Below are 13,941 nucleotides of genomic sequence, written 5' to 3'. Positions count from 1 at the left end.
GGCCATGGCCAAGAGCAATGCGCAATTGCAGAAGGACAAGCGAGCCAAGGAGAAGGCGCTGCTCGACCGGATCGGCGCAGAGAAGCGAACGCTGATTGTGTCGAAGGCATTGGATGATGCCCTTAATGTTCTCGGCGAGCGCCACGACTTCGAGGAATGGCAGGAGACGGTGTCGACACTGCTGATCAACCTCGCCGGCGCATCGGCCCATGAGTCAGGCCGGTTCGCCAACATGTCGCGACCTGAAATTGTCATTACGGAAAAGCAGTCGCGGCAGCTTGAGGCGTTCGCTTTGACTGGTACAGACTAGCCTGGAAACATGCTAATCCAAATCGATCGGCCCATGAATTTCCTCTGAGGCTAATTTGAACCGCAACCAATTCCCTTCACACAACCTCCACTGCATTTCCACATCCCTTTTCATATCTTCAAAGTCAACCAGCTGAATAGTATCACCTGCAATTTTTATTGAAACTTTTGAAATCACCGAGTCAATACTGCCACAGATCTGGTGAAAGCTATCTACAAGCTCATAACTTACCAATTCATAAGAAGGGATCTGGCTCATAGAATTTTTTGCATTTTTCATGAGATCAAAATGGATAAACTTCCAGTTCAGCAGCGCATTCGCAAGATCATTATGTTTGAGAATAGATTCATATGACCGAACGCTATTCACCGCATTCCTCACTATAAAATAAAACGCTGCCGACTTAGCGCGCAGCTCTTTTTCTTTAAGCTGATTTTGTACTCTTAACTGTTCATTCCCAATCAAGAATGCTGCAATAATCGCAGCTATTGACCCTACCGCCTGAACCCAACTGGCAAGCTCTGATTTATTTAAATCGAATAGCGCAACGAAGAAACACGTTGCGGAAACCAAAAGAATATTTTGGACGGAAAATAAAGGGCGAAACCAGCTCGCTGTTTTTAACTCTGTCACGACCCAATACTCCTTAATCCGGCTCCATGCCGGGCCGAACACAAATACCGCAACGGCGGGCAATGCGCCATCTCAGACGAACCCCGGGGCTTCAACCAGCCGATGCTTCGACTCCATGTAGCTTGCCAGGTCGATCACCTCCCGAAGGAACACGACCACCTCAAGCTTCACTGCATCGTCAGGCAGCCCTATCGGTTTCAGCATTACTTTGGCGTCCTCTTCGATCGCCGCCAGCGCATCTACATCGCTCTGCAACCTCATGTCGGCCTCCTGCCAGTGTGAGTTGAGTCATAGATACACCACCTGGTGACGAGCCGGCCAGCGGAATTGAAGAGGTAGACCATGGCCGAGGAACAGGTGCTAACGGCGGAGGCCATCAAGCAGCGCAGGAAGGCAGCAGGAGGTTCACCAGTTGCTGTTGATGAACCTGATCGCCACCGACTTCGATACCCAGGCGAATATGCTTCGCTGTGTCACGACACCTTATGCGCCAAGTGAAAAGGTGTTGCGACAGTTTAGAGCTGCCGGGCTGCTGTACTTGGCGAAGCACCCCGGCGAGCAAGACGATCAAATCGTCGACCCGAAGATTTATTAAGCTACAGCCTCGCTATGTACATCTTGGTTTTGCGGGCCTAACTTTTAGCGAAGATTTGGTTTCTGCAAAAAACATTTGGGACGGGTTTGCACAATCAGCAATTAAATATTTTCCTGAAACCGCATTAACTAGCACCCCGACGACATTGCCCTTATCATCAACAACAGCAGATCGACCTGAAAAGTCAGATTTCAATGATCTCGCATTTTGATCTGCCATGTAAAACGGAAACACAAACAAAATTGAGCCAAGCCCAAGTGCGGAGACAAGTAAAACTTTAAACCTAGGTTTTTTCTCCTCGATCATTTTTATCGCCAACCCTAGCGCAGACGAAAAGTAAAACATAAAGAACAGTGCGAGCAGGACATTGACCCAGCCGATAGTCTCGAGATTCTTCCCGAATAGAGACATAACAAATGATGAAAACAACACAATAGTAGAGACAAAAAATAACAAAGAATTACCAAAACCCTTCATATGATCTGAATCTGAAAAAGAGAAAAAGGAAACGACGGCAACAACCGTGCAAGCGAGCACCAGTGGAAGCCCCTCCTTTATGAAACCCTGTGGATCAATGAAATCCATAACCCAAGTTGCGTTCAAAAATGAATATAGAAAAACGCTGTAAATCCAACCAGAAACATATGCCAGACCAAGAACTGCACCCGACCCAACAACCAGCTTACCAAGCTGGTCTAAAAAACCAGTATAAAACGAACTAACCAATTTATCTGACACGCGGCCTCCCTATCCGGCTCCATGCCGGGCCGAACACAAATACCCCACTTATACGAATCACGCCAGCCGGCGAGGATCCCCCATGTCCGCACAACAGAAGAAAAACCCATTCGATTTCAAAACTCAATACGGACTCGGCTTCAGCACACAGGACGATGAGATCGTTGTCGACTTCTTCTGCGGTGGAGGCGGCGCCGGTACCGGGCTGGAGATAGGCCTGGGCCGCGCGGTGAATGTCGCGAAGAACCACAGCCCGCAGGCGATCAGCATGCACACCGTGAATCACCCGGGCGCCGTGCACTACACCACCGACGTGTTCGATGGTGATCCGGATACCGAGTGCGGTGGCAAGGCCGTGGGCTGGTTCCACATGTCGCCGGACTGCACGCACCACAGCCAGGCGGCCGGCGGTCAACCGCGCAAGCGTGAGATCCGGAACCTGTCGTGGATCGGCCTGAAGTGGGCCGGTAAGAAAAAGCCACGGGTGATCAGCCTGGAGAACGTGAAACAGATCCTCCAATGGGGGCCACTGATCGCGAAGCGCTGCAAGGCAACCGGCCGCGTCGTGAAACTTGGCGGCGGTGTTGCCGCACCTGGCGAAGTCGTGCCGGTCCACCAGCAGTTCCTGGTACCTGACCCGAAACGCCGCGGACAGACATGGGCAGTGTTCGTCGCCGAACTGCAGCGTCTTGGCTATGCCGTTGAATGGCGAGTGATCAAGGCCTGCGACTTCGGCGCGCCGACCAGCCGGGAGCGGCTGTTCATGGTCGCCCGCTGCGACGGCCAGCCGATTGTCTGGCCTGAGCCGACCCACGCAAAGCATCCGGTCAAAGGACAGCAGAAGTGGCGCACCGCCGCCGAGTGCATCGACTGGACCATCCCGAGCAAAAGCATCTTCGACCGGGCAAAGCCGCTGGCACCTGCCACCCTGCGCCGAATCGCCAAGGGAATGAAGAAGTTTGTCATTGATGCGGCTGCCCCGTTCATCGTGCCGATCGCGAACTGGTCCGGGGAAAGCGTTCAGTCCGCAAACGAACCTCTGCGAACCGTGACGTCATGGCCGCGCGGCGGATCTTTCGCCATGGCCAGCCCAATCATCGCGCCAGCAACCCATCAGGGCAGCGACCGGATCAACGATCCCCACGACCCGCTGCCGACGGTCACCTGCGCGAATCGCGGTGAGCTGACGTTGATCAGCCCTACGCTGATTCAAACGGGCTATGGCGAGCGCGCCGGTCAAGAGCCTCGCGTGCCCGGCCTTGATCAGCCACTGGGCACCGTGGTCGCTGGCGGCGTGAAACATTCGCTCACCGCTGCGCATCTGGTGAAGTTCCGGTTTGCGGACGAAGGCAAGGCACTCGACGAGCCGCTGCCGACTATCACCAGCGGCGGTAACTACCAGCGCCCGGCCGGCGCCGCCCACGCCATGGGCATCTCTACGGTGTTCATGGCGCAGATGAACGGCGGATTCAACACCACCGACGCCAAGAGCGTCGAAGACCCGATGACCACGGTGACCAACACCGGCAGCCAGCAGCAGCTGGTAACGGCGAACCTGGTGCACCTGCGCGGCAACTGCGATGCGCGGGACACCGCCGATCCGCTGCACACCATCAGCGCTGGCGGCACTCACCACGGGCTGGTCACCGCCTTCATGGAACGCCAGTTCGGCGCCAGCGTTGGCCAGGGTGTGGACGAGCCAGCCCCAACCATCACGGCCGGCGGTGGCGGCAAGAGCTCGCTGGTCGAGCTGCAGCTTTCGCCAGAGGTTGAAGCCGGCGCGCTGCGGGTAGCGGCATTCTTGATCAGCTACTACGGCACCGAGAACATGAGCGCCGCCGACGCGCCAGCGCCAACCATCACCACCAAGGATCGGCTGGGACTGGTTACCGTCACCATCAAAGGCACGCCCTACGTGATCGTAGACATCTGCCTGCGGATGCTCCAACCGGCCGAGCTGTACAAGGCCCAAGGCTTCCCCGCCGACTACATCATCAGCCACGGCGCAGACGGCAAGCCATTCACCAAGACCCAGCAGGTGCAAATGTGCGGCAACAGCGTCAGCCCGCCACCGATGGCTGCATTGGCGCGGGCGAACGATCCATGGCGTGCGGTTGAACGTCGGGCCGCCGCAGCGTAATCACGTGAGCCAAGCCTGCCACGGCATTGTGTTTAGCCATTCGATGAGTTGAGCCAAAAGGGTTACTACTTGATCAACCAAAAGCTGTAACAGCAGGTCTTCGAGAAGTCGAAACATCATCGCATTTCGCCTATCAGCAAGCCGGTATTACCGGCGACCGCCGATGTTAATCCAACGGAAGATCAGCGAGGGGCGAATAACATAATTAGTTGTGGCAGTAGTTTATCCACCCTGCACCGCCCGGAAATACACCGGCGTAGGACGCCCCATGACCAAAGAAAAACGTATCGACTGCCCAGCGCTGCGCATGCGCAGCGACAGCTACCCGTTCGGTAACCACGTGCCACGGACAGTCCGGATGCTGAGGACTGTCACCGCCGACCCGATGCCCGTAACCGAATTTTCTTACATCAAACGTGACATTCTGGTGGCCCCGGTCGACCAAATTTTTAAGGTTTGGACCAACAGCCACGGCGCCGTGGCCGCCGTACTACCCAATGGCACACGCCTTGGTTTACGCCCGGAGGAGTTCGAGATTGAAACTTGGCACGATCTTTCCACCGAGGCGACCGTTGGTCTGGTGGACTTCGGATTCGACGACCGAACGACGAAAGTCACCCAAGAGGCCTACTCAATCTTCCTGGCGCGTGAAGCGGCATCCCGTGAAAAGATCGACGCCCTGCAGCTGCGCCTGAACGCAGCGGATCAGAAAAACGATGATCTGGTGGCAGAGCTCGCAAATGTTCGCCAAGGCCCGTGCAAGATGATCGTCGGGGACGAATTGCCATGACCCACAAAAGCTACACGCTCGACCCGAACGTGAGAACCATCACCGACTTGGTCACTGATGAGCAGATGCAGAGCTCATTCCAGGGCACCAACTTCGGCCACGACGATTTTCGCGGGCTACTGGCCCAAGGTTGCATCAAGGCGCTGGCCGGTTGGCATCAGGGGCACACGCTCACCAGCATCCTCGAAGAGCTGCGGTTGATCAGCTGCAACCGGCAGATCGGCAAGATCAAAGTTACCGCCAAGGGTCGCCACTACATCTGGCTCGCGTTCAAAGGCCGCGCGGGCGTCTAATTCCGTAAAGAGAACATTTGTACTCCATCCGCAAATCTACTCCCTCCCCCTTCAAAGTCAGCCGCTATAGCGGCAAGGACGCGTTCGCCCATGGAAACGATAAAACTGATTCAGCCGGTGCCGGTTGTGCGCGATGAAAACGGGATGTTCTGGCACCCGGAGCTGCCGCCATTTGATGAAGGTGATGGCGATAAGTGCAAGAAGTGGCTCGCCGAGCAGCGCCTGGTCGTGAAGATGACCAGCATTGAGGACGCGCCGGACGAGATCTCGGAGCGCTATTTCGACTCCCATGATCCAGATTGCAGCTACTGGGATCCGGATAAACCGGAAGGCGAAGGCTGGTTCTGCCTGTCGATTCACGACACCGACGATGGCCCGGTCTGCTGGTGGGCACGCCGCGAGGTGACTCCATGACCGCTATCAAGGAACGGCCGATTCTGTTCTCGGCTCCGATGGTGCGCGCCATTCTGGATGGCCGGAAGACGGTCACGCGGCGGCCAGTGAAGGTTCAGCCCGAAGTGCGCATGGTCGACATGATCGGCCCGATGCTGACTTTTAAAAACAAACGCGGCGGCCACTGGCTATACCCAAATGCCAAGCAGCAAATCATCGAAGACTGCCCGTACGGCCAGCCCGGCGACCGGCTGTGGGTGCGCGAGACATTCGCCACGCTCAGCCCTGGCGATTACGAGCCCGCGAAGCCGAGGCAGGGTTATGGCCAAGAAATCCGGTTCGCAGCGACTGACCCGCTCACAAGCCTTAGCGCTGATACCCGTGGCTACAATTGGCGCCCAAGTATCCACATGCCGCGCTGGGCCTGCCGCATCCTGCTGGAGATCACCGACGTCCGCGTCGAGCGGCTGCAGGACATCAGCGACGATCAGGCGAAAGCTGAAGGATGTTTCTTCACCGATTACGGTCGCAAGTGTGGCCACGGTGGCAATGGATGGAGTGAGGTCGGCGACTGCCCAGCACCTACAGAACATCACCCGCAGCGCGAAGGCTGGATGTGGGACAAGACGACCAGTCACGAACAGTGCCTTGGCTCCGCCCGGAACGCTTTCGGCAATCTGTGGAATACCACCGGCGGCGACTGGGACGCCAACCCGTGGGTCTGGTGCGTTTCTTTTCGGAGGCTGACGCCGTGATCACCAAGTGCTTACTTGGCTGCACCCTCTTCTTCTGGCTTCCATTGGTACTGACCATAAAGGTGGTGATCGGATGAGCGACCATTCAAAACTTAAGAAACTGGCCGAGGGCTGCCGCGACGAGGTCATCCGTTCGGACGGCTGGGCGGGCATGATCGAGGATGCCGGCTTGTTGCACCGTGATGAGCAGTTCCTCAAGGAGTGCTCGCCCGAGGCAGTGCTGGCACTGATCGCAGAGAACCAGCGCCTGCGCGAAGACCGCGACGGCCTCCTCGACGCAGGAGCGCACCTACTATGATCCTCGCCACCCTGTTCATGCTTCAGCACATCTACCGAGGGCCGTGGCGATGAACCATCAACCCAAAGGAGGCATGTGCGCCACCTGCACCCACGCCCACCGCAATTGCAGCCACCTACCCTTCAGCACCATGCCGCCGCTTTCGAACGACGGGCAGACAGTGATCGTGCGTTGCACTGACTTCCAGAGGCGCGAGCGATGAACCGCATGGTCAGCGTCCGTACCGAGGATCTGACCGGCCCGGCGCTGGACTGGGCAATCAACGCGATCGAGGGTGATCAGCAGCCGGGTACCGGGCAGCTGCAACTCTTCGCCCAGCCCGACGCCGAGCAACTGATCACGAAGTACGGCATCTGGGTCGATGTCGGCCAACGTTACCCATGGCTGGCCGACACCACCAACGACCCGCTCAACCGCCAGCCCGGCGAAACCCGAACCATCGCAGTGTTCCGCGCCGTGGTCTTCGCCAAGCGCGGCGCCACGGTACGCGTCCCCGCAGAACTCATCCAGTTGTAAACCCAAAATTGACAACTCAACAGCCTGCCGGTGTACGGCGGGCGAGGAATTCCTATGTCCGAATTAACGTACGACCAGAAGCTGGTGGATTACGCAACGGCGCCGAAAGCATCGGCCGGCACCATCTGCCAGATCGAGAACGGCGACTTCGTGAAGCACTGGTGCGGGAAGCTGCGCGGCAAGTTCATTCAGATCGGGCCCACCTGGAAGGCCGCCAGCAAACAGCAAGCAATCGAAAAGGCTCGAGAGTTTCGCGAGCAGTGCCGGGCAGAAGCAAAAGCGAAAGGTTTGTTGCCCGCATAACCCATCACCACCTTCTGCCGCCACGCGCGGCATGGAGCATCACAATGAGAAAAGAGCTGATCAAGATCAGTGAGTTCCAGCGCCGGCGCTGGGGCGAGAACGGCACGCCTCCGTGCCCTCAAGCAATCCGCAACTACATCCGAAATGGCCAGGTGCCCGGCGAGCAGATCGGTAAACTCTGGTACGTTGATTGGACAGCGTTCAGCAGGTCAGGCGGCAATGACCTGGTCGCGATGGTATTGAAAGGAGCTGCATGATGGTCCCACGGCCGCGCAACAAGGCGAACAAGAGCCTCCCGCAGAACCTGTACTTCGATTCGCGGCGCTCGACCTATCGCTACCGCCGGCCTACCGACGGTAAGTGGTTCCAGTTCGGCTCGGACCGAATCAAAGCGATCGATGCGGCGAAGCAGTTGAATCTGGAATTCATGCGCGGCGCCGACCTGATTGGCGCCGTGATGGGCAGCACATCGGAATCGTTCGCCGGCTTCTTGGACGCATACGAAAGCGATGTTCTGCCGCCGAGGGAACTCGCAAAAGGAACACTGGGCCTTTACGCCGTGCATTTCCGTCGTTTCCGGAAACAGTTCGAAGGCAAAGCCATCGATCAGATCACGATCCGCATGATCGCGGAGATGCTGGACGCCCTCACTCCGCGCACTGCCAACCAGTGCCGCGCCCTGCTGATCGACATTTTCAACCATGCAGCAGCAAAAGGCCTGTGCCCGGACAACCCGGCGGCCAGCACCATCAACCGAATCGAGAAGAAGCAACGCAAGCGACACACCGTCGAAGGCCTGAAAGCCATCCGGGAGAAGTCACCGTTCTGGCTTCAGAACGCAATCGACCTCGCGCTCATTACTGCGCAGCGCCGGACGGACATCTTGAATATGCGGTTCGATGGTGTTCGGGAAGGGTTTTTGTATGTGGTTCAGCAGAAGACGGCCAAGGCCAGCGACGCGGCGTGGATCCGGTTCAAAGTAACCGAAGAACTCCAGGCAGTTATCAGCCGGTGCCGGGATGACATCGTTTCGCCGTACTTGATCCATCGCCGCCCGGACCGCAAAAAGCAGAAGCAGGCGCAGACGAAGGACCACTGGACGCAGGTCGAAGAGCGATATTTGACGCGAGCCTTCAAAGAGGCCCGGGAAGCGGCGGGTTGTTACAAGGGATGGAAGGAAGAGGAAATGCCAGGCTTCCATGAAGTGCGCGCGCTGTCGCTGCACCTGTACCAGAAAGCCGGAAAAGACGGTCAGAAGATCGCTGGCCATGCCAGCGAGACCATGACGAAGAACTACCAGAAAGACCATGCCGAGATCGTCTGGTCAGAGGCAATTCCTGATTTGAATATCAGCGAAATCACCGGGTAGTTTTGCGCAAGTTTTGCGCGGGTTTTGCGCAGGCACAAAAAAGCCGATCCATCTGATCGGCTTAAGTGTCTGATTTTACTCAGGAAATATGGTCGGGACGGAGTGATTCGAACACTCGACCCCTAGCACCCCATGCTAGTGCGCTACCGGACTGCGCTACGCCCCGACTGGTTTTGCAACTCGCTCTTCACCTTGAAGAACGCTCAAGAATATATCGCAAGCTTTTGAAAACTGGAAGTATTCAAACGCTGCTTTTTATTTCTTGAGTACCACCAGCACATCTTCGAGTTCGGCGATCATCTGGCGGATCATCTGCTTGTATTGGGTTGTGTCATCTTTGGCTTCATCGCCGGAGAGACGCAAGCGCGCGCCTCCAATGGTGAAACCTTGATCGTAAAGGAGCGCGCGGATCTGCCGGATCATCAGCACATCCTGGCGCTGATAATAGCGGCGGTTTCCGCGGCGTTTGACGGGGTTGAGTTGAGGAAACTCCTGCTCCCAGTAGCGCAGCACGTGTGGCTTTACGGCACACAGCTCGCTGACTTCACCAATGGTGAAGTAGCGTTTGCCCGGGATGACGGGTAGTTCGTCGTTATGACTTGGTTCCAGCATAAGCCTCAACTCGGGCTTTCAACTTCTGCCCTGGACGAAAGGTGACCACACGGCGAGCCGTGATCGGGATTTCTTCCCCCGTTTTCGGGTTGCGGCCAGGCCGCTGGCGCTTGTCCCGAAGGTCAAAGTTGCCGAAACCGGACAATTTGACCTGCTCGTTGTCTTCAAGAGCGTGCCTGATTTCCTCGAAAAACAGTTCTACCAATTCCTTGGCTTCCCGCTTGTTCAGGCCCAGCTCTTCATACAGACGTTCCGCCATCTCAGCTTTCGTCAAAGCCCCCATACGTCACTTCCTTAACGTGGCGTTCAACCTTTGTTCGAGCGAGGTGAGGATATTTTGCGTCGTCGAATTCACCTCATCGTCATTAAGAGTGCGCGATGGATGCTGCCAGGTCAAGCCAACTGCAAGGCTTTTTCTATCAGGATCAATACCTTTACCCTGATATACGTCAAACAGCCTGAGATCTGTGAGCCATTCGCCTGCATTTTCACGGATTACGTCCAATACAGCCGAAGCTGCAACGTCTTTGTGCGCAATCAATGCAAGGTCACGACGCACTTCAGGAAAGCGCGACAACTCGTGGAATTTCGGCATTTTACCGAGCGCCACTTCCGCCAGAACCAGCTCGAAAACGAAAACCGGACGATCGAGGCCGAGGGATTTCGACAGTTCAGGATGTATAGCGCCGATAAAGCCGACTTCTCGCCCTTCCCGCTCAATGCGTGCGGTTTGACCCGGATGCAGCGCCGGGTGTTTGCCCGGGGCGAAAGTGAACGAATCCAGAGCACCGGCGAAACCCAGTACGGCTTCCACGTCAGCTTTGACGTCGAAGAAATCGACCGTGTCGCGACCTTGCGCCCAACCTTCCGGCAGACGGCTACCGCAAACAACACCGGAGAGCATCGGCTCTTGCTTCAGGCCTTCCAGTTGACCGACAAAGCGCAGGCCACTTTCGAACAGACGCACGCGATCCTGTTGACGGTTCAGGTTGTGCTGCAACGCCTTGACCAGACCCGGCCACAGCGACGAGCGCATGGCTGCCATGTCGTTGGAGATCGGGTTAGCCAGCAACAGCGGCTCGACGCCCGGGCTGAACAGTTCGAACTGCTTTGGATCGATGAAGCTGTAAGTGATCGCTTCCTGATAACCACGAGCCACCAGCAGACGGCGCAGTTCAGGCAGATCGCTACGTGCTTCGGCCTTGGCTTGCGGCGCCAGGCGCGCTTGCGGGTAACGAACCGGCAGACGGTTGTAACCGTACAAACGGGCCAGTTCTTCGATCAAGTCGACTTCCAGACTGATGTCGAAGCGATGGCTTGGCACTTCAACGCGCCACTGCCCTGCTCCGTCGGCGGAAATATTCAGGCCGAGGCCATTGAGCAGACGCTCGACCTGTGCCGAATCCATTTCCATGCCCAGCATTTGGGTGATGCGCTGCGCACGCAGTGTAATCGGGGCAATCGACGGCAAGTGCTGCTCGCTGACCGTCTCGATGATCGGACCGGCTTCACCACCAGTGATTTCCAGCAGCAAGCCAGTAGCGCGCTCCATGGCTTCACGGGCCAGTTGCCAGTCCACGCCACGCTCATAGCGGTGCGAAGCATCGGTGTGCAGGCCGTACGAACGAGCCTTGCCGGCGACAGCGATCTGGTCGAAGAACGCACTTTCAAGAAACACATCGCGAGTAGTCGCGGATACACCGCTGTGCTCGCCACCCATCACACCGGCAATCGCCAGGGCACGTGTGTGGTCGGCAATCACCAGCGTATCGCTACGCAGGCTAACTTCCTGGCCGTCGAGCAATACCAGCTTCTCGCCCTCTTCCGCCATGCGCACACGGATGCCGCCATTGATTTCGGCGAGGTCGAAGGCGTGCAGCGGTTGCCCCAGTTCGAGCATCACGTAGTTGGTGATGTCGACAGCAGCGTCGATGCTGCGCACGTCGGCGCGACGCAGGCGCTCAACCATCCACAGCGGTGTTGGCTTGGACAGATCAACGTTGCGAATGACACGACCCAAGTAACGCGGGCACGCGGCTGGCGCCAGCACTTCTACCGAACGCACTTCGTCATGCACGGCAGGAACGGCAAGCACCACTGGACGGGTGACCGGAGCGGCGTACAACGCGCCAACTTCACGGGCCAGACCAGCCAGCGACAAGCAGTCGCCACGGTTCGGGGTCAGGTCGACCTCGATGCTGGCGTCTTCCAGTTCCAGATACACGCGGAAATCTTCGCCCACCGGCGCGTCAGCCGGCAGTTCCATCAGACCGTCATTGCCTTCACCGACCTGCAGCTCGGCTTGCGAGCACAACATACCGTTGGACTCGACGCCGCGCAGCTTGGCCTTCTTGATCTTGAAGTCACCCGGCAACTCGGCACCGATCATGGCGAATGGAATCTTCAGGCCCGGACGCACGTTTGGCGCACCGCACACGACCTGGAAGGTTTCCGCACCATTGCTGACCTGGCACACACGCAATTTGTCGGCATCAGGGTGCTGCTCGGTGCTCAGCACCTCGCCCACTACCACGCCACTGAATACACCGGCGGCCGGGGTCACGCTATCGACCTCAAGACCGGCCATCGACAGACGGGCAACCAGCTCGTCGCGATTTACCTGCGGGCTAACCCAGCCACGCAGCCATTGTTCACTGAATTTCATCCTGCTCTCCTAAGAATTCGTTACGACTAGCGAAATTGCGCGAGGAACCGCAAGTCGTTGTCGAAGAACAGACGCAAGTCGTTCACGCCGTAACGGAGCATGGCCAGACGCTCGACACCCATGCCGAAGGCAAAGCCGGAGAACTCTTCCGGATCGATACCAGACATGCGCAGCACGTTCGGGTGAACCATGCCGCAGCCCATCACTTCCAGCCAGCCAGTCTGCTTGCAGACACGGCAGCCTTTACCGCTGCACATCACGCATTCCATGTCGACTTCAGCGGACGGCTCGGTGAACGGGAAGTACGAAGGACGGAAGCGTACGGCCAGTTCTTTCTCGAAGAACACGCGCAGGAATTCTTCGATGGTGCCTTTGAGATCGGCAAAATTGATATCGCGATCAACCAGCAGGCCTTCGACCTGGTGGAACATCGGCGAGTGGGTGATATCGGAGTCGCTACGGTACACACGGCCTGGGCAGACAATGCGGATCGGCGGCTGTTTCGATTCCATGGTGCGGACCTGTACCGGCGAGGTATGGGTGCGCAGCAACATGTTTGCGTTGAAATAGAAGGTGTCGTGCATCGACCGGGCCGGGTGATGGCCTGGGATGTTGAGCGCTTCAAAGTTGTGATAGTCGTCTTCGACTTCGGGGCCTTCGGCGATGCCGTAGCCAATACGAGTAAAGAACTGTTCGACACGCTCCAGAGTCCGGGTAACCGGATGCAGACCACCGGAGGTCTGGCCACGGCCCGGCAACGTCACATCAATGGATTCGGCAGACAGTTTGGCAGCCAGTTCGGCTTCCTCAAACAGCGCCATGCGCGCATTGAGAACGCCTGTAACACGTTCCTTGGCAACGTTGATCAGCGCGCCGACTTGCGGACGCTCTTCTGCCGGCAAATTCCCCAGGGTCTTCATCACCTGAGTCAATTCACCCTTTTTGCCAAGGTATTGAACCCGGATTTGCTCCAGGGCATTGATATCTTCAGCGCTTTGCACAGCCTCTAGTGCTTGAGAGACCAGCGCATCCAGGTTTTCCATGTACAGACTCCAGATACAAAATAGGGGAAGAGCTTGAAGGCTCTTCCCCTATTTATGACGTTTAACACCTGACCCCACAGAGGTGAGGCCGGGTGACTGTCGGGGGTACTTAAGCCAAGGTGGCTTTAGCTTTCTCGACAATCGCAGCAAACGCCGCTTTTTCGTTCACTGCCAGATCAGCCAGAACCTTACGGTCGATCTCGATGGAAGCTTTTTTCAGGCCAGCGATGAAACGGCTGTAGGACAGACCGTTAACACGAGCACCAGCGTTGATACGAGCGATCCACAGAGCGCGGAACTGACGTTTTTTCTGACGACGGTCACGGTAGGCGTATTGGCCAGCCTTGATAACCGCTTGCTTGGCAACACGGAATACGCGGGAGCGTGCGCCGTAGTAGCCTTTAGCAAGTTTCAGAATTTTCTTGTGGCGCTTACGCGCCATGACGCCACGCTTTACACGAGCCATGAGTTACTTCCTCTATTCTTGA

At 57.1% G+C, this 13,941-nt stretch carries 20 protein-coding genes and 1 tRNA gene; 12 read left to right on the top strand and 9 right to left on the bottom strand.

From position 1 onward, the window contains the following. Positions 1-4 precede the first annotated feature (4 nt). Positions 5-310 carry a hypothetical protein gene (locus tag ACA043_RS10510; protein ID WP_497659131.1) on the top strand — a complete coding sequence of 102 codons (306 nt, stop codon included), beginning with the start codon at positions 5-7 and terminating at the stop codon, positions 308-310. A 12-nt stretch (positions 311-322) separates the two neighbouring features. On the opposite strand, the gene ACA043_RS10505 is transcribed toward ACA043_RS10510, so the two are convergent. Further along, a complete protein-coding gene (locus ACA043_RS10505) occupies positions 323-943 on the bottom strand; it encodes a hypothetical protein (protein ID WP_497659130.1) in 621 nt (206 codons plus the stop codon). Between the two features lie 72 nt (positions 944-1,015). Next, entirely contained in the window at positions 1,016-1,204 is a 189-nt protein-coding gene (locus ACA043_RS10500) for a hypothetical protein (RefSeq protein WP_497659129.1), read from the bottom strand. A gap of 151 nt (positions 1,205-1,355) precedes the next feature. Here ACA043_RS10500 and ACA043_RS10495 point away from each other — a divergent pair, with 151 nt between their 5' ends. Further along, on the top strand, positions 1,356-1,538 hold the full coding sequence (locus tag ACA043_RS10495; RefSeq protein WP_497659128.1) for a hypothetical protein: 183 nt from the start codon (positions 1,356-1,358) through the stop codon (positions 1,536-1,538). Positions 1,539-1,550: 12 nt separating this feature from the next. On the opposite strand, the gene ACA043_RS10490 is transcribed toward ACA043_RS10495, so the two are convergent. Beyond that, on the bottom strand, positions 1,551-2,276 hold the full coding sequence (locus tag ACA043_RS10490) for a hypothetical protein (RefSeq protein ID WP_497659127.1): 726 nt from the start codon (positions 2,274-2,276) through the stop codon (positions 1,551-1,553). A gap of 82 nt (positions 2,277-2,358) precedes the next feature. Between ACA043_RS10490 and ACA043_RS10485 the strand changes: the two genes are divergently transcribed. From ACA043_RS10485 to ACA043_RS10440, 10 genes are all read left to right on the top strand, one after another. Next, entirely contained in the window at positions 2,359-4,416 is a 2,058-nt protein-coding gene (locus ACA043_RS10485) for a DNA cytosine methyltransferase (protein ID WP_497659126.1), read from the top strand. Between the two features lie 268 nt (positions 4,417-4,684). After that, positions 4,685-5,206 (top strand): hypothetical protein, encoded by a 522-nt coding sequence (locus ACA043_RS10480; RefSeq protein ID WP_497659125.1) that lies wholly within the window; start codon positions 4,685-4,687, stop codon positions 5,204-5,206. Next, positions 5,203-5,499 carry a hypothetical protein gene (locus ACA043_RS10475; RefSeq protein WP_497659124.1) on the top strand — a complete coding sequence of 99 codons (297 nt, stop codon included), beginning with the start codon at positions 5,203-5,205 and terminating at the stop codon, positions 5,497-5,499. The genes ACA043_RS10480 and ACA043_RS10475 overlap by 4 nt, the downstream gene beginning before the upstream one ends. A gap of 90 nt (positions 5,500-5,589) precedes the next feature. Beyond that, positions 5,590-5,913: a hypothetical protein gene (locus ACA043_RS10470; protein ID WP_497659123.1), complete on the top strand. Its 324-nt coding sequence runs from the start codon at positions 5,590-5,592 to the stop codon at positions 5,911-5,913. Next, a complete protein-coding gene (locus tag ACA043_RS10465) occupies positions 5,910-6,647 on the top strand; it encodes a hypothetical protein (protein ID WP_497659122.1) in 738 nt (245 codons plus the stop codon). Before ACA043_RS10470 ends, ACA043_RS10465 begins: the two co-directional genes overlap by 4 nt. A gap of 73 nt (positions 6,648-6,720) precedes the next feature. Continuing rightward, positions 6,721-6,945 carry a hypothetical protein gene (locus ACA043_RS10460; RefSeq protein ID WP_497659121.1) on the top strand — a complete coding sequence of 75 codons (225 nt, stop codon included), beginning with the start codon at positions 6,721-6,723 and terminating at the stop codon, positions 6,943-6,945. A gap of 198 nt (positions 6,946-7,143) precedes the next feature. Continuing rightward, positions 7,144-7,461: a hypothetical protein gene (locus ACA043_RS10455; protein ID WP_497659120.1), complete on the top strand. Its 318-nt coding sequence runs from the start codon at positions 7,144-7,146 to the stop codon at positions 7,459-7,461. Positions 7,462-7,515: 54 nt separating this feature from the next. Beyond that, positions 7,516-7,764 (top strand): hypothetical protein, encoded by a 249-nt coding sequence (locus tag ACA043_RS10450; protein WP_497659119.1) that lies wholly within the window; start codon positions 7,516-7,518, stop codon positions 7,762-7,764. A 44-nt stretch (positions 7,765-7,808) separates the two neighbouring features. Next, complete coding sequence (locus tag ACA043_RS10445; protein WP_497659118.1) at positions 7,809-8,021, top strand: hypothetical protein; 213 nt, start codon at positions 7,809-7,811, stop codon at positions 8,019-8,021. After that, on the top strand, positions 8,021-9,133 hold the full coding sequence (locus ACA043_RS10440) for a tyrosine-type recombinase/integrase (RefSeq protein WP_497659633.1): 1,113 nt from the start codon (positions 8,021-8,023) through the stop codon (positions 9,131-9,133). The genes ACA043_RS10445 and ACA043_RS10440 overlap by 1 nt, the downstream gene beginning before the upstream one ends. A gap of 89 nt (positions 9,134-9,222) precedes the next feature. Here ACA043_RS10440 and ACA043_RS10435 read toward each other — a convergent pair. From ACA043_RS10435 to rplT, 6 genes are all read right to left on the bottom strand, one after another. Continuing rightward, positions 9,223-9,299, bottom strand: a tRNA-Pro gene (locus ACA043_RS10435). A gap of 89 nt (positions 9,300-9,388) precedes the next feature. After that, positions 9,389-9,745 carry a MerR family transcriptional regulator gene (locus ACA043_RS10430; protein WP_003179985.1) on the bottom strand — a complete coding sequence of 119 codons (357 nt, stop codon included), beginning with the start codon at positions 9,743-9,745 and terminating at the stop codon, positions 9,389-9,391. After that, complete coding sequence (ihfA, locus tag ACA043_RS10425) at positions 9,726-10,028, bottom strand: integration host factor subunit alpha (protein WP_002553164.1); 303 nt, start codon at positions 10,026-10,028, stop codon at positions 9,726-9,728. The genes ACA043_RS10430 and ihfA overlap by 20 nt, the downstream gene beginning before the upstream one ends. Before the next feature lie 3 nt (positions 10,029-10,031). Continuing rightward, positions 10,032-12,410: a phenylalanine--tRNA ligase subunit beta gene (gene pheT, locus ACA043_RS10420; protein ID WP_489881455.1), complete on the bottom strand. Its 2,379-nt coding sequence runs from the start codon at positions 12,408-12,410 to the stop codon at positions 10,032-10,034. Between the two features lie 26 nt (positions 12,411-12,436). After that, on the bottom strand, positions 12,437-13,453 hold the full coding sequence (pheS, locus tag ACA043_RS10415) for a phenylalanine--tRNA ligase subunit alpha (RefSeq protein ID WP_003226365.1): 1,017 nt from the start codon (positions 13,451-13,453) through the stop codon (positions 12,437-12,439). 109 nt (positions 13,454-13,562) lie between these two features. Then, the gene (rplT, locus tag ACA043_RS10410; RefSeq protein ID WP_003219940.1) at positions 13,563-13,919 is read right to left on the bottom strand and encodes a 50S ribosomal protein L20; all 357 of its coding nucleotides are present in this window, start codon (positions 13,917-13,919) and stop codon (positions 13,563-13,565) included. Positions 13,920-13,941: the final 22 nt, after the last annotated feature.

This window comes from Pseudomonas sp. LBUM1648 (genome assembly GCF_059716145.1).
Note: the sequence above shows the minus strand (reverse complement) of the source record. Positions and strands in the feature narration are given on the sequence as shown.

What these genes read in the sequence shown, in the direction of transcription:
- ACA043_RS10465 (WP_497659122.1), top strand. Translation starts at nt 5,910, where the DNA reads ATGACCGCTATCAAGGAACGGCCGATTCTGTTCTCGGCTCCGATGGTG.
- ACA043_RS10510 (WP_497659131.1), top strand. Translation starts at nt 5, where the DNA reads ATGGCCAAGAGCAATGCGCAATTGCAGAAGGACAAGCGAGCCAAGGAG.
- ACA043_RS10480 (WP_497659125.1), top strand. Translation starts at nt 4,685, where the DNA reads ATGACCAAAGAAAAACGTATCGACTGCCCAGCGCTGCGCATGCGCAGC.
- ACA043_RS10445 (WP_497659118.1), top strand. Translation starts at nt 7,809, where the DNA reads ATGAGAAAAGAGCTGATCAAGATCAGTGAGTTCCAGCGCCGGCGCTGG.
- ihfA (WP_002553164.1), bottom strand. Translation starts at nt 10,028, where the DNA reads ATGGGGGCTTTGACGAAAGCTGAGATGGCGGAACGTCTGTATGAAGAG.
- rplT (WP_003219940.1), bottom strand. Translation starts at nt 13,919, where the DNA reads ATGGCTCGTGTAAAGCGTGGCGTCATGGCGCGTAAGCGCCACAAGAAA.
- ACA043_RS10455 (WP_497659120.1), top strand. Translation starts at nt 7,144, where the DNA reads ATGAACCGCATGGTCAGCGTCCGTACCGAGGATCTGACCGGCCCGGCG.
- pheS (WP_003226365.1), bottom strand. Translation starts at nt 13,453, where the DNA reads ATGGAAAACCTGGATGCGCTGGTCTCTCAAGCACTAGAGGCTGTGCAA.
- ACA043_RS10450 (WP_497659119.1), top strand. Translation starts at nt 7,516, where the DNA reads ATGTCCGAATTAACGTACGACCAGAAGCTGGTGGATTACGCAACGGCG.
- ACA043_RS10475 (WP_497659124.1), top strand. Translation starts at nt 5,203, where the DNA reads ATGACCCACAAAAGCTACACGCTCGACCCGAACGTGAGAACCATCACC.
- ACA043_RS10440 (WP_497659633.1), top strand. Translation starts at nt 8,021, where the DNA reads ATGGTCCCACGGCCGCGCAACAAGGCGAACAAGAGCCTCCCGCAGAAC.
- ACA043_RS10500 (WP_497659129.1), bottom strand. Translation starts at nt 1,204, where the DNA reads ATGAGGTTGCAGAGCGATGTAGATGCGCTGGCGGCGATCGAAGAGGAC.
- pheT (WP_489881455.1), bottom strand. Translation starts at nt 12,410, where the DNA reads ATGAAATTCAGTGAACAATGGCTGCGTGGCTGGGTTAGCCCGCAGGTA.
- ACA043_RS10470 (WP_497659123.1), top strand. Translation starts at nt 5,590, where the DNA reads ATGGAAACGATAAAACTGATTCAGCCGGTGCCGGTTGTGCGCGATGAA.
- ACA043_RS10430 (WP_003179985.1), bottom strand. Translation starts at nt 9,745, where the DNA reads ATGCTGGAACCAAGTCATAACGACGAACTACCCGTCATCCCGGGCAAA.
- ACA043_RS10485 (WP_497659126.1), top strand. Translation starts at nt 2,359, where the DNA reads ATGTCCGCACAACAGAAGAAAAACCCATTCGATTTCAAAACTCAATAC.
- ACA043_RS10460 (WP_497659121.1), top strand. Translation starts at nt 6,721, where the DNA reads ATGAGCGACCATTCAAAACTTAAGAAACTGGCCGAGGGCTGCCGCGAC.